22 protein-coding genes are annotated in these 25,191 nt (G+C 67.2%); 9 read left to right on the top strand and 13 right to left on the bottom strand.

Annotation, left to right across the window (positions count from 1 at the left end):
• Window positions 1-3: 3 nt before the first annotated feature.
• The 9 genes from VAPA_RS04235 to VAPA_RS04195 form a co-directional block, all read right to left on the bottom strand.
• The gene (locus tag VAPA_RS04235; RefSeq protein WP_021005527.1) at window positions 4-714 is read right to left on the bottom strand and encodes an ABC transporter ATP-binding protein; all 711 of its coding nucleotides are present in this window, start codon (window positions 712-714) and stop codon (window positions 4-6) included.
• Window positions 711-1,472: an ABC transporter ATP-binding protein gene (locus VAPA_RS04230; RefSeq protein ID WP_021005526.1), complete on the bottom strand. Its 762-nt coding sequence runs from the start codon at window positions 1,470-1,472 to the stop codon at window positions 711-713. Before VAPA_RS04230 ends, VAPA_RS04235 begins: the two co-directional genes overlap by 4 nt.
• Window positions 1,465-2,448 carry a branched-chain amino acid ABC transporter permease gene (locus VAPA_RS04225; RefSeq protein ID WP_021005525.1) on the bottom strand — a complete coding sequence of 328 codons (984 nt, stop codon included), beginning with the start codon at window positions 2,446-2,448 and terminating at the stop codon, window positions 1,465-1,467. The genes VAPA_RS04230 and VAPA_RS04225 overlap by 8 nt, the downstream gene beginning before the upstream one ends.
• The gene (locus VAPA_RS04220) at window positions 2,445-3,317 is read right to left on the bottom strand and encodes a branched-chain amino acid ABC transporter permease (protein WP_021005524.1); all 873 of its coding nucleotides are present in this window, start codon (window positions 3,315-3,317) and stop codon (window positions 2,445-2,447) included. The genes VAPA_RS04225 and VAPA_RS04220 overlap by 4 nt, the downstream gene beginning before the upstream one ends.
• Before the next feature lie 13 nt (window positions 3,318-3,330).
• Window positions 3,331-4,536 carry an ABC transporter substrate-binding protein gene (locus tag VAPA_RS04215; protein WP_021005523.1) on the bottom strand — a complete coding sequence of 402 codons (1,206 nt, stop codon included), beginning with the start codon at window positions 4,534-4,536 and terminating at the stop codon, window positions 3,331-3,333.
• 17 nt (window positions 4,537-4,553) lie between these two features.
• Window positions 4,554-5,336: a GntR family transcriptional regulator gene (locus VAPA_RS04210; RefSeq protein WP_021005522.1), complete on the bottom strand. Its 783-nt coding sequence runs from the start codon at window positions 5,334-5,336 to the stop codon at window positions 4,554-4,556.
• Window positions 5,337-5,470: 134 nt separating this feature from the next.
• Window positions 5,471-6,319: a fumarylacetoacetate hydrolase family protein gene (locus VAPA_RS04205; protein WP_021005521.1), complete on the bottom strand. Its 849-nt coding sequence runs from the start codon at window positions 6,317-6,319 to the stop codon at window positions 5,471-5,473.
• A gap of 24 nt (window positions 6,320-6,343) precedes the next feature.
• Window positions 6,344-7,090 carry an SDR family NAD(P)-dependent oxidoreductase gene (locus VAPA_RS04200; RefSeq protein ID WP_021005520.1) on the bottom strand — a complete coding sequence of 249 codons (747 nt, stop codon included), beginning with the start codon at window positions 7,088-7,090 and terminating at the stop codon, window positions 6,344-6,346.
• Window positions 7,087-7,821 (bottom strand): SDR family oxidoreductase, encoded by a 735-nt coding sequence (locus VAPA_RS04195; protein ID WP_021005519.1) that lies wholly within the window; start codon window positions 7,819-7,821, stop codon window positions 7,087-7,089. Before VAPA_RS04195 ends, VAPA_RS04200 begins: the two co-directional genes overlap by 4 nt.
• A 128-nt stretch (window positions 7,822-7,949) precedes the next feature.
• On the opposite strand from VAPA_RS04195, the gene VAPA_RS04190 reads away from it, so the two are divergent.
• The 6 genes from VAPA_RS04190 to VAPA_RS04165 are packed head-to-tail and all read left to right on the top strand — an operon-like array spanning window position 7,950 to window position 14,319.
• Window positions 7,950-8,663, top strand: coding sequence for a FadR/GntR family transcriptional regulator (locus VAPA_RS04190; RefSeq protein ID WP_021005518.1), 714 nt, complete (start codon window positions 7,950-7,952; stop codon window positions 8,661-8,663).
• 46 nt (window positions 8,664-8,709) lie between these two features.
• Window positions 8,710-9,705: a sialic acid TRAP transporter substrate-binding protein SiaP gene (locus tag VAPA_RS04185; protein WP_021005517.1), complete on the top strand. Its 996-nt coding sequence runs from the start codon at window positions 8,710-8,712 to the stop codon at window positions 9,703-9,705.
• 16 nt (window positions 9,706-9,721) lie between these two features.
• Window positions 9,722-10,279 (top strand): TRAP transporter small permease, encoded by a 558-nt coding sequence (locus VAPA_RS04180; RefSeq protein WP_021005516.1) that lies wholly within the window; start codon window positions 9,722-9,724, stop codon window positions 10,277-10,279.
• 22 nt (window positions 10,280-10,301) lie between these two features.
• Window positions 10,302-11,696 (top strand): TRAP transporter large permease, encoded by a 1,395-nt coding sequence (locus tag VAPA_RS04175; protein ID WP_021005515.1) that lies wholly within the window; start codon window positions 10,302-10,304, stop codon window positions 11,694-11,696.
• A gap of 24 nt (window positions 11,697-11,720) precedes the next feature.
• A complete protein-coding gene (locus VAPA_RS04170) occupies window positions 11,721-13,247 on the top strand; it encodes a UxaA family hydrolase (protein WP_021005514.1) in 1,527 nt (508 codons plus the stop codon).
• A gap of 7 nt (window positions 13,248-13,254) precedes the next feature.
• The gene (locus VAPA_RS04165; RefSeq protein ID WP_021005513.1) at window positions 13,255-14,319 is read left to right on the top strand and encodes a malate/lactate/ureidoglycolate dehydrogenase; all 1,065 of its coding nucleotides are present in this window, start codon (window positions 13,255-13,257) and stop codon (window positions 14,317-14,319) included.
• A 12-nt stretch (window positions 14,320-14,331) separates the two neighbouring features.
• Here VAPA_RS04165 and VAPA_RS04160 read toward each other — a convergent pair whose 3' ends face one another.
• From VAPA_RS04160 to slmA, 4 genes are all read right to left on the bottom strand, one after another.
• Window positions 14,332-15,219: a DMT family transporter gene (locus tag VAPA_RS04160; protein WP_021005512.1), complete on the bottom strand. Its 888-nt coding sequence runs from the start codon at window positions 15,217-15,219 to the stop codon at window positions 14,332-14,334.
• Entirely contained in the window at window positions 15,212-16,027 is an 816-nt protein-coding gene (locus VAPA_RS04155; protein ID WP_021005511.1) for a DUF2182 domain-containing protein, read from the bottom strand. The genes VAPA_RS04160 and VAPA_RS04155 overlap by 8 nt, the downstream gene beginning before the upstream one ends.
• Window positions 16,024-16,626: a DUF1326 domain-containing protein gene (locus VAPA_RS04150; RefSeq protein WP_021005510.1), complete on the bottom strand. Its 603-nt coding sequence runs from the start codon at window positions 16,624-16,626 to the stop codon at window positions 16,024-16,026. The genes VAPA_RS04155 and VAPA_RS04150 overlap by 4 nt, the downstream gene beginning before the upstream one ends.
• A 234-nt stretch (window positions 16,627-16,860) precedes the next feature.
• Window positions 16,861-17,514, bottom strand: coding sequence for a nucleoid occlusion factor SlmA (slmA, locus tag VAPA_RS04145; RefSeq protein WP_012745930.1), 654 nt, complete (start codon window positions 17,512-17,514; stop codon window positions 16,861-16,863).
• 120 nt (window positions 17,515-17,634) lie between these two features.
• Here slmA and galE point away from each other — a divergent pair, with 120 nt between their 5' ends.
• The 3 genes from galE (at window position 17,635) to VAPA_RS04130 (ending at window position 25,157) form a co-directional block, all read left to right on the top strand.
• Entirely contained in the window at window positions 17,635-18,672 is a 1,038-nt protein-coding gene (gene galE / locus VAPA_RS04140) for a UDP-glucose 4-epimerase GalE (protein ID WP_021005509.1), read from the top strand.
• 201 nt (window positions 18,673-18,873) lie between these two features.
• Window positions 18,874-20,673, top strand: coding sequence for a glycosyltransferase family 2 protein (locus tag VAPA_RS04135; protein WP_021005508.1), 1,800 nt, complete (start codon window positions 18,874-18,876; stop codon window positions 20,671-20,673).
• 59 nt (window positions 20,674-20,732) lie between these two features.
• Window positions 20,733-25,157, top strand: coding sequence for a class I SAM-dependent methyltransferase (locus tag VAPA_RS04130; RefSeq protein WP_021005507.1), 4,425 nt, complete (start codon window positions 20,733-20,735; stop codon window positions 25,155-25,157).
• Window positions 25,158-25,191 lie beyond the last annotated feature (34 nt).

Raw genomic sequence — 25,191 nt, 5'->3', positions numbered from 1 at the left:
GCTTCAGAGCCCCAGGTAGGCACGCCGCAGTTCGTCGCTGCCGAGCAGTTCGCCGGGCAGGCCCGAAAAGCGAACGCTGCCGTTCTCCAGCACGTAGGCGCGGTCGGCGATCTCGAGCGACTGGCCCACGTTCTGCTCCACCAGCAGCACCGCGAGGCCGCCGTCGCGCAGTTCGCGGATCAGCGTGAACATCTCTTCCACCAGCCGCGGCGAAAGCCCGAGCGAGGGCTCGTCGAGGATCAGCAGCACGGGCTCGGCCATGAGCCCGCGCGCGATGGCCAGCATCTGCTGCTCGCCGCCGCTCATGGTGCCGGCGTGCTGCGCCATGCGTTCCCTGAGCCGCGGGAAGATGTGGAACATCTTCTCGACGTTGGCCGCGCGGCGCTCGCGCGCCCGCGTGAAGGAGCCGAGCTCCAGGTTCTCCAGCACGCTGAGGTTGGGAAACACCTTGCGGCCCTCGGGCACCTGGATCAGGCCGGCCTTCACCACGTCGCGGTAGTGCGCGCCACTCAGGTCCTTGCCGTCGAAGCGCACACTGCCGCTCCAGGCGGGGCACAGGCCGCAGACCATCTTGTTGAGGGTGGACTTGCCCGCGCCGTTGCTGCCGAGCAGCGCGACCATTTCGCCGGCGTTCACCTGCAGGTCGACGCCGCGCAGCACCTCGACGCGGCCGTAGCCGCCGCGCAGGCCTTGAATCTCCAGAAGCGCGGTCATGCCGTGGCTCCCGATGCGGCCTTGCGCAGCCGCGCCGCGGTGCCGTGGCCCAGGTAGGCCTCGACGACCTTGTCGTCGGAGGTCACTTGCGCCGGGCTGCCTTCGGCAATCAGCTGGCCCTGCGCCAGCACCCACACATGCTCGGCCAGGTGCATCACCGCCTGCATCACGTGCTCGATCATCAGCACCGTGACGCCGCCGTCGGCAATGCCGCGCACCACCGGCATCATCTCGGCGATCTCCTGCGGGTTGAGGCCGGCAAGCACTTCGTCGAGCAGCAGCAGGCGCGGGCGCGTGGCCAGAGCACGCGCCAGTTCGAGCCGCTTGCGGCCGGCCACCGTGAGGTCCGACGCGGGTTTGTCGAGCTGGGGCACGAGGCCCACGCGCAGCGCGATGGCCTCGGCATGCGCCAGCGCCTCGCGGCGGCCGCGCAGGTGCAGGTGCGCACCGACCGCGATGTTCTCGCGCACCGTCTGCGCCGCAAAGGGCTTGACGATCTGGAAGGTGCGCGTCATGCCGAGCAGCGCATTGCGGTGCGGCTCGCGGCCCGTGATGTCCTGGCCCGCGAAGCGCACGGTGCCGCTGTCGGGCTTGAGGAAGCCCGACATCAGCGCGAAGAGCGTGGTCTTGCCGGCACCGTTGGGGCCGATCAGCGCGCTCAGGCTGCCCTCCTTCACCGACAGGCTGACGTCCTGCACGGCCTTCAGTCCGCCGAAGGAACGCGAGAGTCCGCCCACGGCCAGCAGCGCCTCAGTCATGGCGGCCTCCCTGCTTCGCATTCCACAGCTGCCGCACCGACAGCCCCAGCCCGGCGACGCCGCGCGGCAGGAAGATCACGATCACGACCAGCACCGTGCCGTAGATCACCATGTTGATGCCCGGCAGCTCGCCGAACAGGTTGCGCGTGAGGTCCGACAGCAGGTGCAGCACGACCGCACCCAGCACCGGGCCCCACAGCGTGCCCATGCCGCCCACGATGGCGGCCACCAGGGCTTCGACCGACACGGCCGGGCCGTAGGCGATGCCGGCGTCGATGTACTGGAACACCTGCACGTAGAAGGCACCGGCCGCGCCCATGAAGGCGGCCGAGAGGCCGATGGCCGCGAGCTTGATGCGAAATGGGTTCACGCCCACGGCGCGCGCCGCATCCTCGTTGTCGCGCACGGCCTGGAGGTAGGCACCGAAGCGGCCGTTGCGCAGCCACCAGGTCACGAGCAGCGCCAGCACCACCATGGCCAGCACCACCCACAGGTAGCCGGCGCGCGAGGCGAACTGCAGGTTGGCCACCGATTCGCGCAGCGGCACCATCAGCCCGACGCCGCCACCCGTGAAGTTCACCGACAGCGCGAGGATGCGGAACACCTCCGCGAAGGCCAGCGTGACGAGCGCGAAGTAGGAGCCCTTGAGGCCATAGCGGAAGCTGAGCGCGCCCACGAAGAGACCGACCAGCGCAGCGCCGGCCACGGCCAGCGGCAGCGCCACCCAGGCGTTGATGCCGCCCTGCAGCTGGGCGATGGCCTGGACGTAGGCGCCCGTGCCGAAGAACAGCGCATGCCCGAACGAGAACTGCCCGCCGAAGCCGCCGAGGATGTTCCAGGCCTGCGCGATGAGCGTGGCGTAGAGCGCCATCATCACGAAGTTCAGCGTCACGCCCGACTTCGTGACGAGCGGCACGCAGCCGACCAGCACGGCAAAGAGCGCAATGCCGGCGAGTTGCCTGTTGCCCGCGCTCATGCCTTGGCTCCGAACATGCCTTGCGGACGAAAGAGCACCACGCCGATGAAGATCGCGAAGATGCCGATCTGCCCCAGCGACTCGCCAAGATAAAGTCCGCCGAGCGACTCGACCACGCCGACCAGGAGGCCGCCGATGAGCGCGCCGACGAAGCTGCCCATGCCGCCGAGCACGACGATGGTGAAGGCCACGAGCACGAAGCCGCCGCCCACCTGCGGGTTGACGTAGTAGGCCGGCAGCAGGAAGCAGGCGGCTGCGCCGAGACAGGCCAGGCCGATGCCGAAGCTCATGGCGTAGACGTGGTCGACGTCGATGCCCATGAGCTTGGCGCCTTCCTTCTCCTTGGCGACGGCGCGGATGGCGCGGCCGAGGTCGGTGCGGCCCATGATCCAGAACAGGATGCCAGACACCACCAGCGCCCCCGCGAAGGCCACGAGCTTGGGCACGGCGATCATCGCGGGGCCGATGGCGACGGTGCTGAGCGAATAGGCGGTGTCGATGTTGCGCGTGTCCGACTTGAAGAACAGCAGCGCGAGGTTCTCCATGACGATGGCGATGCCGAGCGTGGCGAGCAGGATGTTCTCGTCCTTGCCGTGGCCCGCGCGGTTGATGACGCTGCGCTGCAGCGCATAGCCGAGCGCGAACATGCCGAGCACGACGATGGGCAGTGCGAGGTACGGGTCGATGCCCAGCCGCTCCTTGAGGAAGTACACCGCATACAGCGCCAGCATCAGGCTGGCGCCGTGCGCGAAGTTGATGATGTGCAGGACGCCGTAGATCAGCGTGAGCCCCAGTGCGATCAGTGCGTACACCGCGCCCGTCGTCAGCCCGTTCAGGACCGACGGGAAAAGAATGCCGAAATCGAACATCCCGCCTTCCGTTTCAGGCTGCGCGCAGCGGGAACACGGGATCGACCTCGCGGTAGTCGCGCGGAATGATCACCTTGATGTCGTTCTTCACCACCTGAGTCATCAGCGGCTGCGCCCCCTCGTTCTGCCCATTGACGAATTTCGTGGGGCCGTACGGCATGATGTGATTCGAGAAGGTGCTCTTCTCCAGCGCATCGATGATCGCGGCGCGCCCGGCCGACTTCGCGCGTTCCAGCGCATCGGCCAGCAGCCACATCGAGGTGTAGGTCATGAAGACCTCGTAGCTGAAGAACTGGCCCTTGGCCTCCACGCGCTTGCGCAGCTCCTGCGAGCGCTTGTCCTTCGGGTTGAACCAGTGGTTGCAGTCGATGATGCCGTTGGCCGCGTCCGGGAACTCCTTCACGAACTTGTAGCTCGATGCGGCGCCGCCCAGCACCGAGAAGATCGCCTTGGGCACCACCTTCTGCTGCTGCATGGTGCGCACCAGCAGCGCGTATTCGTTGTAGTAGTTGGCCGGGATCACGATGTCCGGGTTGATCGACTTCATGCGCAGCACGATGTTGTTGAAGTCGCGCGTCGGGTTGGCGTGCTTCACCACCTCCTTCACCTCGAAGCCGTAGCCCGGCAGCTCGCGCGAGAGCAGCTGCGCGGTGCCGGCGCCGAACAGCGACTCTTCGTGAATGATCATCACGGTCTTGGCCGGGTTGCCTGCGGCCTTGTTGAGCACCAGCAGGTTGGCCATGGCCACCTCGGTCGACTTCTTGTAGCCGGGGCCGAAGCGGAAAGTGTTCTTCAGGCCGCGCTCGACGATCTGGTCGGCCACGCCCACGTCGACCACGTGCGGCAGGTTGTACTTGGCCGCCGCCTGCGTGGTCGCCAGGCAGATGGCCGAGGCGTAGGCGCCCACGATGGCGGACACGCCGGCCTCGTTCATCTTCTCGACCTCGGCCGCGCCGGCCTGCGGCTGCGATTGCGCGTCGCCCAGCAGGGCCTCGAGCTTCGCACCGCCGAGCGCCTTGATGCCGCCGGCGGCGTTGATGTCTTCGATGGCCATCAGCGCGCCGAGGCGGCATTGCTGGCCCGAATAGGCCAGCGCCCCGGTGACCGGATGCAGCACGCCGACCTTGACGGTCTTGGGCTGCGCGCCGGCCACGAGCGGGAAGGCGACGGCGGTGGCCAGGGCGGCGGACTGCGACACGAAACTGCGGCGGTTCTGCATGGGGCTTTCCTTTTTCTTCAGTTGAACTTGGCTGACACGTCTTTGCTGACCCACACCTTCGCGTCGATGCCGCCCACGCGGGAGAGCTGCATTTCGTAGGTGTAGCGGTCGGGGCGGTAGAGGCCGTGCAGCCACTGCACGGGCCGCTCGTCCTCGTCGTAGATCAGGCGGCGCACCGCAAGCAGGGCCGAGCCGACCGACACGTCGAGGTGCTGCGCGATCAGGTTGTCGGCCAGGCGCGCGGAGATGGTCTGGTGCGCACGCCCCACCTTGACGCCCGATTCCTCGAGCAGCACGAGGATGGGCTTCTTCGACAGCTCGCGGCGGCCGAAGCGGCGCGCGATCGTGTCGGGCACGTAGGTGGTGATGTGCGAGAGCGGACCTTCCTTGGTGGAGCGCACGCGCACCGCCTTCTGCACCGGGTCGCCCAGCTGCAGCTGCAGCGCCTCGGCCACCTGGGTGGAGGCCGTGATGGTGGCCACCTCGATCACTTTCACCGAGGTGTGCAGGCCCATCGTCACCAGGTTCTCGAGCAGGCCGCGCAGATTGGCGCGCTCCATGCTGTTGCCGTTGTTCGCTTCGCCCGCGAGCACGGGCGGCAGCGCGCGCGTGCGGCGCCCCGGGTTGCGCGCGATCAGGCCTTCGGAAGACAGCTGCTCGAGCGCGCGCCGCACCGTGACGCGCGCCACGTTGAACTGCGCCATGAGCGCGAGCTCGCCGGGCAGCCCCTCCGCGAAACGGCCTTCGTGCAACTGCTCACGCAGGACCAGGTAGATCTGGTGGTACTTCGGCAAAGGCATCTGCGACATGCCTTTGATGTTTTTGCAGTTTCAATGTTCTGTCAATGGGACATTTAAAACCGACGCCGCACAAACAAGAACGGCGCGCCGGGACATCGCCCGCCGCGCCGTTTCCTGGCTGTTCGCTTGTTGGCTTACAGCTTGAACGGAATCACTTCCTGCCGCTGATCGCCCAGGCCTTCGATGCCCAGCGTCATCACGTCGCCCTTCTTCAGGTAGAGCGGCGGCTTCATGCCCAGGCCCACGCCGGGCGGCGTGCCGGTGGTGATGACGTCGCCGGGCAGAAGCGTCATGAACTGGCTCAGGTAGCTCACGATCTTGGCGATGCTGAAGATCATGGTCCTGGTGCTGCCGGTCTGCATGCGCTTGCCGTTGAGGTCAAGCCACATCGACAGCTTCTGCGGGTTGGGCACTTCGTCGCGCGTCACGAGCCAGGGGCCGATGGGCCCGAAGGTGTCGCATCCCTTGCCCTTGTCCCAGGTGCCGCCGCGCTCGATCTGGAACTCGCGCTCGCTCACGTCGTTGATGGTGCAGTAGCCGGCCACGAAGTTGAGCGCATCCTTCTGCGAGACGTAGCGCGCGCGCGCGCCGATGACCACGCCGAGCTCGACTTCCCAGTCGCTCTTGACCGAGTTCTTGGGCAGCATGACCGGATCGTTCGGGCCCTGGATGCAGCTGGTGGCCTTCATGAAGACCACCGGCTCCTTCGGAATCGGCAGGCCGGACTCGGCCGCATGGTCGGCGTAGTTCAGGCCGATGGCAATGAACTTGCCGACGTTGGCCACCGGGCTGCCGAAGCGCGGCTTGCCCTTGACCAGCGGCAGCTTGTCGACCTTGTGCTTGCGCAGCTTGGCAAGCGCGGCGTCGCCGAGCTGCTCGGGCCCGATGTCCTTGACCAGCGCGCTCAGGTCGCGCAGCTGGCCGTTGTCGTCGATGAGGCCGGGCTTTTCCTTGCCGGGATTGCCATAGCGAACGAGTTTCATGTGATCCTTTCTTTGGGAGACTGATTAATAGGTGGAGCGGCCGCCGGAGAGGTCGAACACGGCGCCGGTGGAGAACGAGCAATCTTCGGTGCAGAGCCAGCCGACCATCGCGGCCACCTCCTCCACCGTGCCGAAGCGGCCCATCGGGATTTTTGAGAGCATGAACGCGATGTGCTCCGGTGTCATCTGGTCGAAGATGGCGGTCTTCACCGCCGCGGGCGTCACGCAGTTGACGCGGATGCCGGTGTCGGCCAGTTCCTTGCCCAGCGACTTGGTGAGCGCGATCACCGCGGCCTTGCTCGCACTGTAGGCGCTGGCGTTCGGGTTGCCCTCTTTTCCGGCCACGGAAGCGATGTTCACGATGCGGCCGTAGCCTTGTGTTCGCATCTGCACCACCACTTCGCGGCAGCACAGGAACACGCCGTTGATGTTGACGTCCATCACCTGCCGCCAATCGTCCACCGGGTAATCCCACAGCTTGGTGTTGGGGCCGGTGATGCCCGCGCTGTTGACCAGCGCATCGATGCGCGGCGAATGCGCCAGCGTGGCCGCCACGGCCGCGGCCACGGAAGACTGCTGCGCCACGTTGACCTTCACCGCGAAGGCCTTGGGGCCGAGCGACGCTGCGGCCTTGGCGGCCGCGGCCTCGTCGCGGTCCCACAGGGTGACGCTGCCGCCCGAGGCGATCAGCCGCCCGGCGATGCCGTAGCCCAGTCCCGCCGCGCCGCCGGTCACCACCGCATGGCGGCCCGCGAAGTCGAGCTGGTTCATATGGTGATGCCGCCGTCGACCGTGAAGGCCTGGCCGGTGGCGAACACCGATTCGTCGCTGGCCAGGAACACCACCACGGGCGCGATTTCCTCGGCTTGCGCGAGCCGGCCCATGGGCTGGCGCGCAATGAAGGCCTTGCGCGCTGCGTCAGGGTCCTCGTTGGCGTTGATGCGCTCGCCGAGCGAAGGCGTGTCGACCGTGCCCGGGCAGACGGCATTGCAGCGGATGCCGCGCGCCACGAAGTCGGCCGCCACGCTCTTGGTCAGGCCCAGCACCGCGGCCTTGGTGGTGCCGTAGACGAAGCGGTTGGGCAGGCCCTTCATGCTCGAGCACACGCTCGCCATGTTGATGATGCTGCCGCTTCCTGCGGCCAGCATGCCGGGCAGCGCAGCCTGGATAGTCCAGAACTGCGCGCGCACGTTCAGGTTGAACGCGAACTCCAGATCCTTGTCCGTGGCGTCGAGTGCGGTGCCGTTGTGCACCACGCCGGCGCAGTTGAACAGTACGTCGAGCGCGGGAAGACTCTTGAAGAAGGCGCCGATCGCTTCCTTGTCGAGCACGTCGAGCTTCGCCGTGCGCACGTTGGCGACGCCGGCGTAGCGCTCGAGCAGCTTCTCGTTCACGTCGGTCGCCCACACCTGCGCGCCTTCGGCGGCCATGGCGAGCACGCTCGCGTGGCCGATGCCTTGTCCGGCGGCCGTCACGAGCACGGTCTTGCCCTTGAGTCTCATGCATGTCTCCTTGAAAGATGGAAGCGGCCGTTCAGGGTTTGGCCCGATGGCGACGGCGCGGTACGGATCGTATTCTGAATTGGCCTTACCACTTGTCCAATTCAGGACAACCCTTAACCATCGCCATCGTGCCGCTCCAGACCGTCGAACCCCAGCGCCTGTACCGCCAGATTGCCGACCAGCTCCGAGGGCTGATCCGCAAGGGCGAGTTCGCGGTCGGCGCGCGGCTGCCGGCCGAGCGCGACCTGGCCAAGCAGCTCGGCGTGAGCCGGCCCTCGGTGCGCGAGGCGCTGATCGCGCTCGAGGTCGAGGGCTGGGTCGAGGTTCGCACGGGCTCGGGCGTGTATGTGCTCGACCGGTCGCATCGCGCGAGCAAGCCGGTGGCGCCTACCGAATGGGGCCCGCTGGAACTGATTCGCGCACGCCGCGTGATCGAGGGCGAAACCGCGGCCATCGCGGCCACCGTGGGCAAGCGCAAGGACATCGACGCCATGAGCCGCGCCATCGAAACGATGCGCGGGCTCGCCGACCGCGAAATACTGCCGCTCGAAGGCGACCGCGAATTCCACGTGGCCATCGTCAACGCCGGCGGCAACGCCGTGCTGGTGGAAACGGTGCAGAACTTCTGGGATTCCCGCAACGGACCGATCTTCACGCGCCTGGGCGGCTACTTCGAAACGGTGGCCTCCTGGCGCTCGGCCATCGCCGAGCACGAGGCCATCCGCGACGCCGTGGCGGCGCGCGATGCCGAGGCCGCGCGCGCCGCCATGCACGCCCACATGGACAACTCGCACCAACGATTCAGCGCGAGCTGGCGCCGCGCGAAAAAAGCCTCGTCCTGAACCGCCAGCGACTTCTTCACCCCATCACTACAACGGAGACAAACCGATGAACAGCAAACGCCATATCCTCAAAGCCATCGCCGCCTGCGCCCTGACGGCCACCGCGCTGGGCACGGCTGGCATCGCCGGCGCGCAGACCAAGCTCAAGTGGGCGCACGTCTACGAAACCTCCGAGCCGTTCCACAAGTACTCGGTGTGGGCTGCGGAAGAAATCAAGAAGCGCACCAACGGCAAGTACGACATCCAGGTGTTCCCGGCCTCCAGCCTGGGCAAGGAGTCGGACATCAACCAGGGCCTGACGCTCGGCACGGTCGACATCGTCCTGACCGGCGCCAGCTTTGCAGGCAACACCTACAAGCCGCTGGCCGTGACCTACTTTCCGTTCATCTTCCGCGATGCGGAGCATCTGCTGAAGTACGCCAAGAGCGACGTCTTCCAGGAGCTTGCCAAGGGCTACGACGAAAAGAGCGGTAACCACATCACCGCGCTCAACTACTACGGCGCGCGCCATGTCACATCGAGCGCCGCCAGGCCGGTGACCAAGCCCGAAGACATGAAAGGCCTGAAGATCCGCGTGCCCGACGCACCAGCGTACCTGGCCTTCCCCAAGGCCCTGGGCGCCAACGCCACGCCCATCGCGTTCGCCGAGGTCTATCTTGCGCTGCAGAACAACACGGTCGATGCGCAGGAGAATCCGCTGCCCACCATCGAGGCCAAGAAGTTCTTCGAGGTGCAGAAGAACATCTCGCTCACGGGCCACATCGTCGACTCGCTGCTGACCGTGGTCTCCGGCCAGCTGTGGGGCAAGCTCTCGGCCGACGAGAAGAAGATCTTCGCCGACGTGATGCAGGAGGCCGCCGAAAAGACCGGCCGCGACATCATCGCCTCGGAAATCCGCCTGACCGAGGAGTTCAAGAAGCGCGGCAACAACGTGATCACCGTGGACAAGACCGCGTTCCGCGAAGCTGTGCTGAAGAACACCAAGCCCACGGACCACGGCTACCGCCAGCAGGACTACGACCGCATCGTTGCGATCAAGTAACCCCCCAGGCGCCGGCATGACTGAACCGAAGATCATCGACGACGAAGGGCATTTCCACGCGGAAGACGAGGTCGTCGACCTTTCCCACACCATCGCCGAAGGCTGGATCGCGCTCGCGATCTTCTGGATGCTCGCGCTCACGGTGTTCTACCAGTTCGTCACGCGCTACGTGATGAACGACTCGGCCGCGTGGACCGAGGAGGTGGCGCGCTACATGCTGATCGCGGTGGTCTTCATCGGCGCCGCCATCGGGGTCGCGAAGAACAACCAGATCCAGGTCGACTTCTTCTATCGCCACATGCCGGCGGCCATGGGCCGCTGGATGTCGCGCGCGGTCGACGTGCTGCGCACCGTGTTCTTTGCCGCGGCCGTGGTCATGACGGTGCAGATGATGCTGAAGATCGGCAACACCACGCGCATGACCATCGTCGATGCGCCGATGAACATCGTCTACGGCCTGTGCCTGTTCGGCTTCATCGCGATGACCTGGCGCTCGGTCCAGGTGGCGCGCATCCACTGGAAGCGCGGCTACAGCGTGCTCGAACGTCCCGAGTCCACGCTGGCCGACCGCTGATGAGCCCGAAGAGAACAACTGCATGCTGAAAATATTCTTCCTTGTCTTCATGGCCGGCGGCATTCCGGTGGCCGTGGCCATGGCCGGCGCCTCGCTGGCCTACATCGTGGTGAGCGGCAGCCTGCCGCCCTTCGTCGTGATCCACCGCATGGTGAGCGGCATCGACAGCTTTCCGCTGCTGGCGGTGCCCTTCTTCATCCTGGCCGGCAACCTGATGAACAACGCGGGCATCACCACCCGCATCTACAACTTCGCGCTCGCGCTGGTGGGCTGGCTCAAGGGCGGGCTGGGCCATGTGAACGTGCTCGGCTCGGTGATCTTCGCGGGCATGAGCGGCACCGCCATTGCCGATGCCGCGGGCCTGGGCACCATCGAGATCAAGGCGATGAAGGAGCACGGCTATTCGACCGAGTTTGCCGTGGGCGTGACGGCTGCGTCGGCCACGCTGGGCCCGATCATTCCGCCCAGCCTGCCCTTCGTGATCTACGGGATGATGGCCAACGTGTCGGTGGGGGCGCTGTTCCTCGCGGGCATCCTGCCTGGCGCGCTGCTGGCCATCCTGATGATGCTCACGGTGGCCTACTTCGCGCATCGCAACGGCTGGGGCGGCGACGTCAAGTTCTCGAGCACGCGCTTCTTCAAGGCCATGTGCGAGCTTGCCGTGGTGATCGGCTGGCCGCTCATGCTGTGGCTGCTGGTTTCGAAGCTGGGCGCGCCGCCGCAACTCACGGTGTTTGCGGGGCTGGCGTCGCTGTTCGTGCTGGACAGGATCTTCAAGTTCGAAGCGCTGCTGCCGATCATGACGCCGGTGCTGCTGATCGGCGGCATGAGCACGGGCCTGTTCACACCCACCGAGGGCGCGATTGCCGCCTGCGTGTGGGCGATGATCCTGGGCTTCGGCTGGTACAAGACGCTGTCGTGGAAAATGTTCGTCAAGGTCTGCCTCGACACCATCGAGACCACGTCCACCGTGCTGTTCATCGTGGCAGCCGCGTCGATCTTCGGCTGGATGCTCACCGCCACCGGCGTGACCACCGACATCGCGAGCTGGGTGCTGGGCTTCACCAAGGAAGCCTGGGTGTTCCTGCTGCTGGCCAACCTGCTGATGCTGTTCGTGGGTTGCTTCCTGGAGCCCACGGCCGCCATCACCATCCTGGTGCCGATCCTGCTGCCGATTGCCACGCAGCTGGGCGTGAACCCGATCCACTTCGGCCTGGTGATGGTGCTGAACCTGATGATCGGCCTGCTGCATCCGCCGATGGGCATGGTGCTGTTCGTGCTGGCGCGCGTGGCGGGCCTGAGTTTCGAGCGCACGACGATGGCGATCCTGCCGTGGCTCATTCCGCTGCTGCTGGCGCTGGTCGTGATCACCTATGTACCTTCATTGGTACTCTGGCTCCCGAAAATGTTCTTCTGATCCCAACACAACACGAGTTCCACGATGAATCCCTTCATTCGCCTGCATCCGGCCGACGACGTCGTGATCGCGCGCAGCCAGCTGGTCGGCGGCGCCAAGGTCGAAGACTTCGCCGTGCGCGGCCTGATTCCCGCCGGGCACAAGGTGGCGACGCACGCCATTGCCGTCGGCGAACCGGTGCGCCGCTACAACCAGATCATCGGCTTCGCGAGCAAGCCCATTGCGGCCGGCGAGCACGTGCACACGCACAACCTCGACATGGGCCCCGACAAGGGCGACTTCGAACGCGACTACGCCTTCGGCGCCGACGTGAAGCCGGCGCCCGCGAAGCGCGAGGCCACGTTCATGGGCATCAGGCGGGCCGACGGCCGCGTGGCCACGCGCAACTACATCGGCGTGCTCACGAGCGTGAACTGCTCGGCCACCGCGGCGCGCGCCATTGCCGACCACTTCTCGCGCAAGACCAATCCGTCGGCGCTGGCCGACTACCCGAACGTCGACGGCATCGTCGCTCTCACCCATGGCACGGGCTGCGGCATGGACACGCAGGGCATGGGCATGCAGATCCTGGAGCGCACGCTCACGGGCTATGCCACGCACCCGAACTTCGCGGGCGTGCTGGTGGTGGGCCTGGGCTGCGAGGCGAACCAGATCAACGCCTGGCTCGCGACCGGCCACCTGGCCGAGGGCGAGAACTTCCGCACCTTCAACATCCAGGACACCGGCGGCACGCGCAAGACGGTGGAGAAAGGCATTGCGCTGATCAACGAGATGCTGCCGCGCGCCAATGCGGTCAAGCGCGAGCCGTGCAGCGCGGCGCACATCACGATCGGGCTGCAGTGCGGCGGCTCGGACGGGTACTCCGGCATCAGCGCCAACCCTGCCCTCGGTGCAGCAGTCGACCTGCTGGTGGCGCACGGCGGCACAGCCATCCTGAGCGAGACGCCCGAGGTCTATGGCGCCGAGCATCTGCTCACGCGCCGCGCCGTCAGGCGCGAGGTCGGCCAGAAGCTGGTGGACCGCATCAAGTGGTGGGAGCACTACACCGAGATCAACGAAGGCGAGATGAACAACAACCCCTCGCCGGGCAACAAGGCGGGCGGCCTGACGACCATCCTCGAAAAGTCGCTCGGCGCGGTGGCCAAGGGCGGCACCAGCAACCTCGAGGCGGTGTACGAATACGCCGAGCCGGTCACGGCGCACGGCTTCGTCTACATGGACACGCCGGGCTACGACCCGGTGAGCGCCACCGGGCAGGTCGCGGGCGGCGCGAACGTCATCTGCTTCACGACCGGGCGCGGCTCGGCCTACGGCTGCGCGCCCTCTCCTTCGCTCAAGCTCGCGACCAACTCGGCGCTGTGGCAGCGGCAGGAAGAGGACATGGACATCAACTGCGGAGCGATCGTGGACGGCACGTCGTCGATCCAGGAGATGGGCCAGCGCATCTTCGAGCTGGTGCTGGCCACCGCGTCGGGCGAGCCGTCGAAGAGCGAAAAGCATGGCTACGGCCAGAACGAATTCGTGCCGTGGCAAGTCGGCGCGGTGATGTAAGGAACCTATGCCCCAAACCCTTTCCTCCTCCGTTCTGCGATCGCAATGCGCCCGCATCCTCGAAGCCGCCGGCAGCACGCCGGCCGAGGCCGCGCAGGTGGCCGCCAACCTGGTGCTGGCCAACCTGAGCGGCCATGACTCGCACGGCGTGGGCATGCTGCCGCGCTATGTCGATGCGGTGGCCGAGGGCGGCCTCGTGCCCAATGCGTCGGTCAAGGTCAATGCCGACATCGGCACGCTGCTCGCGCTCGACGGCCAGCATGGCTATGGCCAGATCGTCGGCGTGCAGGCCATGGCGCTCGGCATCGAGCGGGCGAAGCAGCACGGCAGCTGCATCTTCACGCTCGCGAATGCGCACCACCTGGGCCGCATCGGGCACTTCGCCGAGATGGCGACGGCCGAAGGCCTGGTCTCGATGCACTTCGTCAACGTGCTGTCGCGGCCCGTGGTGGCGCCGTGGGGCGGCGGCGACGGGCGCTTCGGCACCAACCCGTGCTGCATCGGCATTCCGCTGGCGGGGGCCGAGCCTTTCCTGCTCGATTTCGCGACCAGCCGCGTGGCCCAGGGCAAGATGCGCGTCGCCCACAACAAGGGCGAGCGGGTGCCCGACGGCTACCTGATCGACGAGCGCGGCGCGCCCACCAACGACCCGGGCGTGGTGGTGGTGCCGCAGGCCAACGGCCTGTTCGGCGCGCTCATGACCTTCGGCGAGCACAAGGGCTATGGCATGGCGATGGCCTGCGAGCTGCTGGGCGGCGCGCTCACCGGCGGCGGGACCTGGCACCGCCCGGCCGACACCGCCCGCACGGTGCTCAACGGCATGCTGACCATCCTGATCGACCCCGCCAAACTGGGAACCCAGGACAGCTTCGCCCGGGAAGCGACCGCCTTCGTCGACTGGCTGCGCCAAAGCCCACCGGGCGCCGGCTTCGACCGGGTGCAGATCGCCGGCGAACCGGAGCGCGCTGCACGCGCGGCGCGCGAGCGCGACGGCATCTGGCTGGACGATGCGACCTGGGGCGAGATCGTCGCGGCCGGAACGAAGGTGGGCGTGGCTGTTGCCGTCGCGTAAAGGCCGGCGCTTCTAGCGGCGCGCGTTGCGCGACTTCTGGCTCAGCACGATCGCAATGCCGCCCAGAATGGCCACCGAGGCGGCGGCCAGCCGCGGCGTGATCGCCTCCGACAGCAGCAGCACGCCGCCGAACGCAGCCAGGAGCGGCACCGACAGCTGCACGGTGGCCGCCTGCATCGCCGAAAGACGGGCCAGCGCCGCATACCAGACGACATAGCCCAGGCCCGAGGTCAATGCGCCGGAAGCCACGGCCAGCGCGACGCCGGTCGCATCCGCATGGGCGCGCATCACGAAGGCAAGGCTCAGCGCCAGGGCCAGCGGCACGGCCCGCGCGAAGTTGCGGCCCGTGGCGGCCAGCGGATCGGGCACGCCACGGCCGCGCAGCGAATACACGCCCCACGCCACGCCGGCGATGGCCATCAGCACGGCGCCGAGCAGCGGCGGCGCCGCGACGCCCGGCAGCACCAGGTAGACGAGCCCGCCGGCCGCCAGCACGAAGCCGAGCCATGCCACGGGCCCGAAGCGCTCGCCGGAGCCCAGGCCTGCGCCCAGCATCGTGAGCTGCACCGCGCCGAACAGGATCAGCGCGCCCGTGCCCGCGGAGAGGCTGAGGTACGCGAAGGAAAAGAAGGCCACGTAGGCGAACAGCATGGCCGCCGCGAGCCAGTCGGCATGGCCGGGCAAAGCAGGCCGTGCCCGGAACTGCACGACCAGCGCGAGCGTGAGCGCACCGGAAACCAGCCGGATGCTGCCGAAACTGGCCGGATCGATGCCCCGCTGCTGCAACGCCAGCCGGCACAGCAGCGAATTGGCCGCGAACGCGACCATGGCCACCGCGGTGAGGGCCACGGTCTGCAGGGTGGACGGCGCGCGGCGCGCTTCGGAAATGGCTTCAGACATGCGTTGCCACCATGAAGACGGCCCAGCCCAGCAGCGCGAACCCGAGCGGTGCGCTCAGGCGGTGGCCCCAGGGAACGTTCTTTTCCAGCGCCATGACGGCGGCCAGCAGAAGCATCCAGCCGAGGCTGCCGGTGCCGAGCGCGAACATCAGCAGCATCAGCGCCCAGCAGCAGCCGACGCAGAACAGGCCGTGGTGCGTGCCCAGCGCGAACGCATGGCGGGCTTGCGCGTGGCCCCGCCAGTGCTCGATGACAAAGCTGAGCGGCGTGCGGCACTTTTCCAGGCAGCGGTGCTTGAGGCGGCTGAACTGGAAGGCGCCGGCCAGCGCAATGGTCGCGGCGCCGATCACCCAGCCGTGCCAGGCCAGCGTGGGCGCGCTGGCGAGCAGCGCCAGCACCGCGCTGTGGAGGCCGTGCGCCAGCAGCCCGAAGGCACCCCACACGGCCACATAGCCGAGCCCCAGCAGCACGAGCAGGCGCGCATGGTCCGGCCGCCCCGCGGTCAGGCGGTCGAAGGCGTTGAACAGCGGCAGCGTGGTCGGCAGCATCATGGCCATTGTCATGAGGATCCACGCCACCGCATAGAGGACCGCGGGCACGATCACGCCGCCGGCGGGAATGGCCTGGCACAGGAACGCGGCCGGCCCCGAGACGGTCCAGTCGCCGTGCTCGAGATAGCGTCCATAAGGGCTGCGCGCCCAGGCCCACAACGCCAGCCACGCGAGCGTGACCAGCGCGACGAGAACCGGCAGGAACACGCGGCGGTGGCGGGTGACATTGCGCGGCGGCGAGCCGGCCGTCGGGTTCATGCGTCGAAGACGAAGGTGCTCTGCAGGGCGTTGTGGTTCTTGATGTCGAGATCGATACCGAGGGCGGGGTTCTTCGACCGGTAGGTGGGGGCCTTGCCGACGAACACCGGCGCGCCCGGAACCGTCGAGAACACGGTGTCCGACAGCGTGGTCTGGCCGCCGGTCGCGCCGCGGTAGGGTTCGAGTTCGGCGTAGTAGTCCTTGCCGATTTCCAACTCGCCCTTGCCTTCGTTCACGGTGAAGCGGATGGGCGCCCGCTCGACCGACACCACCTGGCCGATGAGAGCGGCCAGATCGGCGATCGGCCCGCCGGCCTTCCCGGTGTAGACCTTGAGCAGCGCCTCTTCCTGCGCCTTGGAGGCGTTGTCGTCGACGAAGATCGCCGCCGTCCAGTTGCCTTCGAGGATGTTTCCGGGCACATGCGCCACGGCCGCGATGGTGTTGCCGCCGACGTCGACGCCGTCGATGGTTCCCTTGTCGATGCGCCACGCGACGATGGTGTCGCAGGTGCCGTTGTCAGGGTCCTCGCCGATCCAGCAGGGACACAGGACGTTGCAGTTGCATACCTCGAGCAGGCGACCTTCCAGGTGATAGCTCATACGAACCTCCGTTCAGAAGCCACACGAACACGGAACTTGTCGCCGCGACTTGGCGGCAAGGGGGCGCTGATCCTACGCTTCGCAACCGGGCAAGTCGAGTGCGTTGCCCGGCCCCGTGGGGTACCCTGGGTACCCCATTGCCGCCGCGGATCAGCTGCGGCTTGCGTCGTGCGCCGTAGTCGGCATCGGTCTGGCGGAAGTGGCTCACCGAACGGTCGGTGATGTCCTGCCGCCCTAGACGATCAGCGCGATCGTGGCTTCGAGGTGTTCCGACGGCGCCCGGCGGAAGCCCGAGCGCGTGAAGCGCTGCAGCTGCCCGACCACGAAGGCCGTGAGCGCGGCGGCGCGCACCTGCGCATCCACGCTCGGGGTGGCCGAGCCGTCCGCGGCGGCCGCCCCGCGCAGCACCTGGCGCAGGGTGGCTTCGATCTTGTCGAAGAACTGGTTCATGCGCTGCTGGAGCCGCTCGTTCTCGAACACCAGCGCGTCGCCCACCATGACGCGCGTCATGCCGGGGTTGCGCTCGGCAAACTGCACGAGCAGCGTGAGAATTTTTGCGGCCTGCTGGGCCCCCGTCGCGCCTTCGCGCTCGAGAATCTGGTTGACCAGCGTGAAGACGCTCTGCTCGATGAAGTCGATCAGGCCCTCGAACATCTGGGCCTTGCTCGCGAAGTGGCGGTAGAGCGCGGCTTCGCTGACGTCGAGCCGCGCAGCCAGTGCCGCGGTCGTTACCCGCTCGGCGCCGGGCTGCTCGAGCATGGCGGCCAGCGCCTGCAGGATCTGCACGCGCCGCTCCCCGGGCTTGGGGCGTTTTCGGACCGGCGCGACGGGTGTCAGCGTCTCGGTCTGGGTTTCTATGCCGGGATAGCTTGTCTCTTCGTTCTGCATGGAAGCGCGTGCAAAGATGTAATCAATTGATTCTCGCACAGGGCCGCGCAGTGAGCGCGCGCAAACCAGCCCCGGGAAAGCTCGTACAGAATCGGCTCATTCAACCAAGCAAGAGTTCTCATGGCCCCAAAAAGCGTTCTGGTGACGGGTGGTGCAGGTTTCATTGGCAGCCACACCTGCGTCGCGCTGGCCACCGCCGGATACACACCGGTGATTCTCGACAATCTGGGCAACAGCGACATCCGGGTATTGGAGCGGTTGCAGCAGATCACCGGCAGCGCCCCGCGGCTGATCGAGGGCGACGTGCGCGACCGGGCCCTGCTCGACCGCGTGCTGGGCGAAGAAAACTTTTCGGCCGTAATTCACTTTGCGGGCCTCAAGGCCGTCGGCGACTCGGTGGCCGACCCGCTCACCTACTACGACAACAACGTGCACGGCAGCCTCGTGCTCGCCTCGGCCATGGAGCAGGCGGGCGTGCGGACACTGATCTTTTCATCGTCGGCCACCGTGTACGGCGAACCCGACCACTCGCCCATTCCGGAACACGCGCCCTGCAGGCCGGCCAACCCTTACGGGCGCTCCAAGCGCATGGTGGAAGAAGCGCTGGCCGACCTGCATCGCGCCCAGCCCGGCTGGCGCATTGCGCTCTTGCGGTATTTCAACCCGGTCGGCGCCCATGAAAGCGGGCTCATCGGCGAACACCCGCAGGGCAAGCCGAACAACCTGATGCCATTCGTGTGCCAGGTGGCCGTGGGGCAGCGCGAGAAGCTGCTCATCCACGGCAACGACTACCCCACGCCCGACGGCACCGGCGTGCGCGATTACGTGCATGTGATGGACCTCGCCGAAGGGCATGTGGCAGCCCTGCGCCATGCGCAAGGCCATGCCGGGCTGGTCACGCTGAACCTCGGCACAGGCCGCGGCGCCTCCGTGCTGGAGGTGGTGCATGCCTTCGAGCGCGCGAGCGGGCGTCCGCTGCCTTACGAGATCGGTCCGCGCCGGCCCGGCGACGTGCCCGCGTACTGGGGCGATCCGTCGCTTGCAGAGGCCACGTTGGGCTGGCGCGCGCACCGCGGGCTCGACCAGATGTGCACTGACAGCTGGCGGTGGCAGCAAGGCAATCCGAACGGATACGAAAGGCCACAGGCCGCTCGCTGACCGCTCCGGCAGAGCCTCCGGAAAGACGCCCCGGGGGCTTCTGGTCAGGTAACGAATGCACACGCGAGAACCGGCTCGCAACAAATGTTAATCGGATCGTTACCCAACCGATCTTTCCCATCGCTATTCTGAATTGATGGGGGCTCTGCATGCCGGCAGCCCCATGGTTTGTGCCATCTCTTGCAGAGTAGGGGGAATGATTTGCCTATCGATCAAGCGCGATACGCTCAATGGGCCGCGGCGTGCCGGTTCTCACCGTTCACCGATGCCGCCTACCGTGCGTGGACACACGCAGAAGCATCCCGCCACGAGGCAGAACAGCCGACGCTTCGCGCGGAGCTGGAGAATCTTCCGTACCGCGACGGCGTCACCTTCGCCATCGCGGACAGCGGCAGCGACAACGCATTGCGCAGCACGCTGGCTTCGCTCTCGGCACAGTTGTGCCAGCGGTTCGACGTGGTGGTGGCATGCACCCCGTCGCGCGCGGAAGCGGTCACCCACGCGCTCTCGTTCGTTCGCGATTCGATCCACGTGCGCCTCGTGGCCGCGAGTGCGCCGGCAAGCCTGCGCGAGCTGCAGCAGCTCGCGCTCGAGCACACGGCCGAGACCTGGTTCGGCGTGATCCTCGCGGGCGACCGGCTCGCGCCGCAGGCCGTGTCGTCCATCCAGTTCACGCTCGCGAAATGGCCGGATGCGGCCGTCATCTATGCGGACGAGGATTGGATCGCCCAGGACGAGACGCGATGCAAGCCGCGCTTCAAGTCGGCATGGGATCCGGAAGCGCAGCTCGGCTTCGACCTGCTGGACGGCCTGTGCGTGATGAAGCGCGCCAACGTCCTGGAGGCGGGAGGCTTTCGTGCCGGATTCGAGCCGGCCGCCAGCTACGACCTGCACTGCAGGGTGGCCATGTCGCTGCACTGCAGCCAGGTCCTCCATATTCCATCGGTGCTGTATCACCGGCAGGTCCCGCCGATCATGGACGCGGGCGACACCCGGCACGCCGTCGAGGCCCATGCGGCGGCGGCCAGGCGGGTGGCGGCAGAAGCAGCCTTCCGGCAATCGGGTGTGGCGGTCGATGTGCTGCCGTCGCCGATCGCGGAGTTCGTCAACCATGTCCGCCGCCCGCTGCCCAGCCCCGCCCCGCGGGTGAGCATCCTGGTGCCGACGCGGGACCGTGCCAATCTGGTGAAGACCTGCCTGGACGGGCTGCTGCAGAAAACCGACTATCCGGATTTCGAAGTCCTCATCCTCGACAACGACAGCATCGAGCCGGCAACCCTGTCCCTCTTCGCCGAGCTGCGCGCAGACCCCCGCGTCAGCGTGCTCCGCGTGCCTGGCCCGTTCAATTTCTCGACCATCAACAACGTGGGCGTGCAAGCCTCGACCGGAGAGGTGCTGCTCTTCCTGAACAACGACATCGAGATACTGGATGGCGGATGGCTGAGGGAGATGGTCGGCGAAGTCATGCGGCCGGACATCGGCTGCGTCGGCGCCAAGCTCCTGTACGGCGACGGCACGGTCCAGCACGCCGGCGTCATCCTGCAGCGCGGGCCGTTGGCGATGCATGTCTGCCGCACCGATGGCGCCACCGATACCGGCGTGGACGGGCGGCTTGCGGGCACGCGCGACTATCTGGCGGTCACGGGAGCCTGCCTGGCGGTTCGCCGTTCGGTGTTCGAGCAGGTGGGCGGATTCGACAGCGAGCACCTGCCGGTGGCCTACAACGACGTCGACCTGTGCCTGAAGGTGAACGATGCGGGCTACCGCAACATCTGCACGCCGTTTGCCTCCCTGCTGCACCTCGAAAGCGCCTCGCGCGGACATGACCACGTTTCCGAAGAGAAGCAGGAACGGGCGCAGCGCGAGCAGACGCACGCCAGCACCAAGTGGATCGATCGCTTCGAGCACGACCCCTATCACAACCCGAATGTCCTGCTGGACTGGCTCACCGGCGCGCACCTGGCCCCCAACGTCGGCCGGCAATGGCAGCTCGCGCGCTGACGCCGCGGTTTCATCGACTCTCTAGCGGAGGCCCGGACTCGTCCGGGCAGGAACACACAATGAAAGAACCCACCCTCATTCTTCCGACGGTCGACAAGTCGCTCGACGTGCTGACGCACCCGGTGCTGGACCCCCTCTTCTGGACGCCGCACCTGCTCGGCAAGGCGAGCGCCTGGTGGACCCACACGCCGTTCGCGTTCTGGATCGTGGCCGCATGCAGGCCAGGCCTGCTGGTGGAGCTGGGCACGCACAACGGCGTGTCGTATGCGGCGTTCTGCGAGGCCGTCGCCCGGCTCAAGTCGGCGACGCGCTGCTACGCCGTGGACACCTGGGCCGGAGACGAGCATGCGGGGCATTTCGACGCGCAGGTCTATCACGAGCTTCGCGACTTCCACGACAAGCACTTCAGCGCCTTCTCCGAGCTCCTCAAGTCCACCTTCGACGACGCCCTGCCGTACTTCGCCGACGGCTCCATCGACTTGCTGCACATCGACGGCTTCCATACCTACGAGGCGGTCAAGCACGACTTCGAGACCTGGCTTCCCAAGCTGTCGGACAAGGCCGTGGTCCTGTTCCACGACACCAACGTGCGCAGCGGCAATTTCGGCGTCTTCCGGTTCTTTGCCGAGCAGGCGCGGCACTATCCCTCCTTCGAGTTCCTGCACGGCCACGGGCTCGGCGTGCTGGCCGTGGGAGACCGCGCGCCTGCCGCCGCCATGGCGTTGTGCAACCTCGAACCCGAACGGGCGGATGCCGCCAGGGCGCGCTTTGCGCATCTCGGAACGCGCTGGTTCGTCACCACGCGCGAACAGCTCGGGTCGGCCGAACTGCATCAGCGCATCCATGAGGCCAATGCCCTGCGCGCGCCGGTGGAAGCGGAACTGGCCCAGGTGGCGGCAGCACGCGCCGCCGAGGCCGAGGCCCGCGCCAACGCCGAAGGCAGGGTGGACGCCTTGTCCCAGGAGGTGGCCCACAAGGCCGCCCAGCTGGAAGACCTGAACAAGCAAGCCGGCGATGCGCAGGCGAAGGCCGCCCAGGCCGAAGCCGCCGCCCGCGCGACGGGCTTCGCCCACGAGCAGGCGAACAGGCGCGTGGCCGAGCTTCGGAATGTCGTGACGCAATTGGCCACCGACCTGAACAAGGCCCGCGACGACCTGAACGAGACCAGCGAAGCCAAGAGCCTGCAGCAGCGCACCGCGCTGGCCTGGAAAAGTCTTGCCGACCGGAAGGAAGACCGGGTCGAATCGCTGATGGAGCGCTTCACGCGCCTGCGGGTCGATCCGTCCCTGAGCGTGAAGGCCAAGGTGCGCAGGCGGCTGCGGCTGCTCGCTTCGCGCTTTTCCGGCAGGCCCATCGACCTGGCGGCCGTGGAGACCGTCCGGTTCTCGCCCTACTTCGACCGCGACTGGTATCTGAAGACCTATCCCGACGTCGCGTCGGCCGGCACGGACCCCGCGGAACACTACGTCACCCACGGCGCGGCCGAAGGGCGCGAACCCGGCCCGTGGTTTTCCGGCACCGACTACGCGGCGCGCTACGCGGACGCGGCGGGCTTCAATCCGCTGCTTCACTACACGCTGGTCGGCGCGAGAGAGGGCCGGCGCGCCGGCCTGCTCGGAAGCGACGACGCAGAAGAACCGCTCCCCGTTCCTGCGTTGCCGAGCCGGGTGTTCTCGATCTTCTACGTTTCCGGCGAGGCGGATACGCCCGGCCATCTGTACCGGGTCGCGCGCTACATCGAAGCGGCAAAGATGAACGGCGTCCCGGCGGAGTGGATCCGGCAGGAAGAACTCGAGGCGCGGCTCGAGCTGACCTCGCGGCACGACGTGATGATTCTCTGGCGCACCCAGTGGAGCCCCGCCCTCGAAAAAGCCATCGGGCTGATGCATGCACTAGGCAAGAAGGTGGTGTTCGACATCGACGACCTGATGATCGAGCCGGACCTGGCCGACACCAAGGTGATCGACGGCATCCGGTCCAACGCCCATCCGGAAGCGGCGGTGCGGGAGCTCTTCGCCAGCGTGCGCCGCGCCATGCTCGCGGCCGACGTGTGCATTGCCAGCACCCAGGAGCTGGCCTACCACATGCGCTGGGCGGGCAAGTCCACCCATGTGCTGTTCAACGGCTTCGACGACCAGACCTTCGAGCTCTCCAGGCGCAGCGCGAGACAGTGGCGCAGCGCGCGGACCGACAACCTGGTGCGGATCGGCTATGCCGGCGGATCGCGAACGCACCAGCGCGACCTGGGGCTCGCCATCGAGGCGATTGCGCGCGTGCTGCGGGAAAACGAACTGTGCCGGCTGGTGCTCTTCCAGACCGAATCCGGCATGCGCCTGGTCGACGTGGAGGAATACCCGGCGATGGCCGGCCTGGAGCACCGCATCGAATGGCGGCCCTTCCAGACCCTGGAAACGCTGCCGCGCGAAATAGCGCGCTTCGACATCAACATCGCGCCGCTGGAATTCGGCAACCCGTTCTGCGAGGCCAAGAGCGAACTGAAATTCTTCGAAGCCGCGCTGGTCGACGTTCCCACCATCGCTTCCCCGACCGGCCCGTTCAGGCGGGCGATCGAGCACGGCGTTTCAGGCTTTCTGGCCACCAGCGCCGACGACTGGTACCACTACCTTTGGACCCTTGTGTCGGACCCCGAGCGCAGAGCCAGCCTCGGCTCGGCCGCCTTTTGGCGCGCCATGGCCTCGTATGGCCCGCTGAAGCGGGCCACGCAGTTCGGCCGGGTGCTCGACCAGCTGCAAGGCGACGCCCTGGCCGCGCGGGCCTTCGCGCTCGATGCGCGCGTACGCTCGGCGCCGGTTCCCCGCCCCAGCCTGATGCCGCTGAAAGTGCTGTTCGAACACAGGGCCGACGCGGGCGAGTCTTCGGACGTCTCGGTCGTCATTCCGCTCTACAACTACGAGCACTTCATCGTCGAGGCGCTGGAATCCGTTCGCGCCCAGACGCTGGCGGTACTGGACCTGGTGGTGGTGGACGACTGTTCGACCGATGGTTCGCTGAATACCGTGCTGGCATGGGTCCGTCAGCACGCCAGCCGCTTCAACCGCGTCGTGGTCGCCCGGCACGAGTCGAACTGCGGCCTGGGCCTGACGCGGAATGCGGCCTTCAACCTGGCGGACAGTCCCTACGTGCTGCCCCTGGATGCGGACAACCGGCTGCGCCCGAAATGCTGCGAGGAACTGCGCCGCGCCATCCGTGCCGAGCGCGTGGCATTCGTCTACCCGACCATCCAGCACTTCGGCGCCTCCAGCGCGATGCTCGGCGACGCCCGCTACGAGCCGCAGCGCTTCGTGGCCGGCAACTACGTCGATGCGATGGCGCTGGTCTCGAAGGAGGCGTGGGCGATCGTCGGCGGCTACAACCACGTTCGCCACGGTTGGGAGGACTACGACTTCTGGTGCCGGCTCGCGGAGCAGGGCCAGCGCGGATTCTGGGAAGCGCAAACGCTCGCGGACTACCGCGTGCATGCGGGCTCGATGATCAAGGCCGAGACGACGGTTCCACAGAACTATCGCCGCCTGATCGAGAACTTCAAGGCCCAGCATCCCTGGGTGTCGCTGATCGACGAGCGGCTTGCCCGCAAACCGCCGGCCCTGCAAGTGGCCCTGGGCGACGACGGCGCGAAATCGCGGCTTCAAACGCTGCTGCCGATACTTCGCTGTCCCAAGACCGGGCTCAAGCTGGCGGCCGACGCGGAACGCGGCGCCCTGGTGACCGTGGACGGCTGGAGGAGCTGGCCCATCGTCCAGGGCCGGCCGGTTCTTTGCGAGGAACTCGGCGAGCCCGAGGTGAAGCCCGCCGACCACGTCAGCAACGCGTTGCCGCCCGAAGCCCTGAAGCTCGCAAGGAGCACCAGGGGATGGGTCCTGAATCTCAGCGGCGGAGGCTCGCAGGAGAAGATCGAGAACGTGGTCGAGGTCGAATACAGCCTGTTCAGGCATACGGACGTGGTTGCGGACGCCCACGTGCTCCCGTTCGACGACGAGGTCTTCGACGCCGCGATCGTCATGAACGCCTTCGAGCACTATCGCGAACCGCAGAAGGTGGCGGCGGAGCTCCTGCGGGTGCTGAAGCCCGGTGGCCGCATCCTGGTTCGCACCGCCTTCATGCAGCCGCTGCACGAGAGGCCGTGGCACTTCTTCAATTGCACCCGCTACGGGCTGGAGCAGTGGTTCCGGGAGTTCGAAGCCGAGCGCGTCCGGGTGTCGGAGAATTTCTGCCCCAACCACACCGTCAGCTGGCTCGCGTCGGAGTGCGAGCAGGCGCTGCGCACCAACGTGTCCGACGAAGCCGCCGAGCGCTTCCGGGATGCCTCCACGGGCGAGCTCGTGGACCTGTGGCGCGATCCGTCGCTGCGCGGCACACCGCTCTGGACCGATTTCGAGAAGCTGCCCCAGTCGGTGCAGGAGGTTGGGGCCGCGGGCTTCGAGTTCCTGGGCCGGAAACCCGCGGTTGCCCGGGTGAACGGCTAGGCCGCTGGCTGGCCACCAGCGGCCAGACGCGGCC

It is taken from the genome of Variovorax paradoxus B4, from assembly GCF_000463015.1.
Taxonomy (GTDB): Bacteria; Pseudomonadota; Gammaproteobacteria; order Burkholderiales; family Burkholderiaceae_C; genus Variovorax; species Variovorax paradoxus_E.
This window is presented reverse-complemented; position numbering and strand designations above follow the sequence as displayed.

What these genes read in the sequence shown, in the direction of transcription:
- slmA (WP_012745930.1), bottom strand. Translation starts at nt 17,514, where the DNA reads ATGCAGAACGAAGAGACAAGCTATCCCGGCATAGAAACCCAGACCGAG.
- VAPA_RS04150 (WP_021005510.1), bottom strand. Translation starts at nt 16,626, where the DNA reads ATGAGCTATCACCTGGAAGGTCGCCTGCTCGAGGTATGCAACTGCAAC.
- VAPA_RS04160 (WP_021005512.1), bottom strand. Translation starts at nt 15,219, where the DNA reads ATGTCTGAAGCCATTTCCGAAGCGCGCCGCGCGCCGTCCACCCTGCAG.
- VAPA_RS04155 (WP_021005511.1), bottom strand. Translation starts at nt 16,027, where the DNA reads ATGAACCCGACGGCCGGCTCGCCGCCGCGCAATGTCACCCGCCACCGC.
- VAPA_RS04205 (WP_021005521.1), bottom strand. Translation starts at nt 6,319, where the DNA reads ATGAAACTCGTTCGCTATGGCAATCCCGGCAAGGAAAAGCCCGGCCTC.
- VAPA_RS04200 (WP_021005520.1), bottom strand. Translation starts at nt 7,090, where the DNA reads ATGAACCAGCTCGACTTCGCGGGCCGCCATGCGGTGGTGACCGGCGGC.
- VAPA_RS04210 (WP_021005522.1), bottom strand. Translation starts at nt 5,336, where the DNA reads ATGCCTTTGCCGAAGTACCACCAGATCTACCTGGTCCTGCGTGAGCAG.
- VAPA_RS04215 (WP_021005523.1), bottom strand. Translation starts at nt 4,536, where the DNA reads ATGCAGAACCGCCGCAGTTTCGTGTCGCAGTCCGCCGCCCTGGCCACC.
- VAPA_RS04220 (WP_021005524.1), bottom strand. Translation starts at nt 3,317, where the DNA reads ATGTTCGATTTCGGCATTCTTTTCCCGTCGGTCCTGAACGGGCTGACG.
- VAPA_RS04230 (WP_021005526.1), bottom strand. Translation starts at nt 1,472, where the DNA reads ATGACTGAGGCGCTGCTGGCCGTGGGCGGACTCTCGCGTTCCTTCGGC.
- VAPA_RS04170 (WP_021005514.1), top strand. Translation starts at nt 11,721, where the DNA reads ATGAATCCCTTCATTCGCCTGCATCCGGCCGACGACGTCGTGATCGCG.
- VAPA_RS04185 (WP_021005517.1), top strand. Translation starts at nt 8,710, where the DNA reads ATGAACAGCAAACGCCATATCCTCAAAGCCATCGCCGCCTGCGCCCTG.
- VAPA_RS04180 (WP_021005516.1), top strand. Translation starts at nt 9,722, where the DNA reads ATGACTGAACCGAAGATCATCGACGACGAAGGGCATTTCCACGCGGAA.
- VAPA_RS04165 (WP_021005513.1), top strand. Translation starts at nt 13,255, where the DNA reads ATGCCCCAAACCCTTTCCTCCTCCGTTCTGCGATCGCAATGCGCCCGC.
- VAPA_RS04225 (WP_021005525.1), bottom strand. Translation starts at nt 2,448, where the DNA reads ATGAGCGCGGGCAACAGGCAACTCGCCGGCATTGCGCTCTTTGCCGTG.
- VAPA_RS04195 (WP_021005519.1), bottom strand. Translation starts at nt 7,821, where the DNA reads ATGAGACTCAAGGGCAAGACCGTGCTCGTGACGGCCGCCGGACAAGGC.
- galE (WP_021005509.1), top strand. Translation starts at nt 17,635, where the DNA reads ATGGCCCCAAAAAGCGTTCTGGTGACGGGTGGTGCAGGTTTCATTGGC.
- VAPA_RS04130 (WP_021005507.1), top strand. Translation starts at nt 20,733, where the DNA reads ATGAAAGAACCCACCCTCATTCTTCCGACGGTCGACAAGTCGCTCGAC.
- VAPA_RS04175 (WP_021005515.1), top strand. Translation starts at nt 10,302, where the DNA reads ATGCTGAAAATATTCTTCCTTGTCTTCATGGCCGGCGGCATTCCGGTG.
- VAPA_RS04235 (WP_021005527.1), bottom strand. Translation starts at nt 714, where the DNA reads ATGACCGCGCTTCTGGAGATTCAAGGCCTGCGCGGCGGCTACGGCCGC.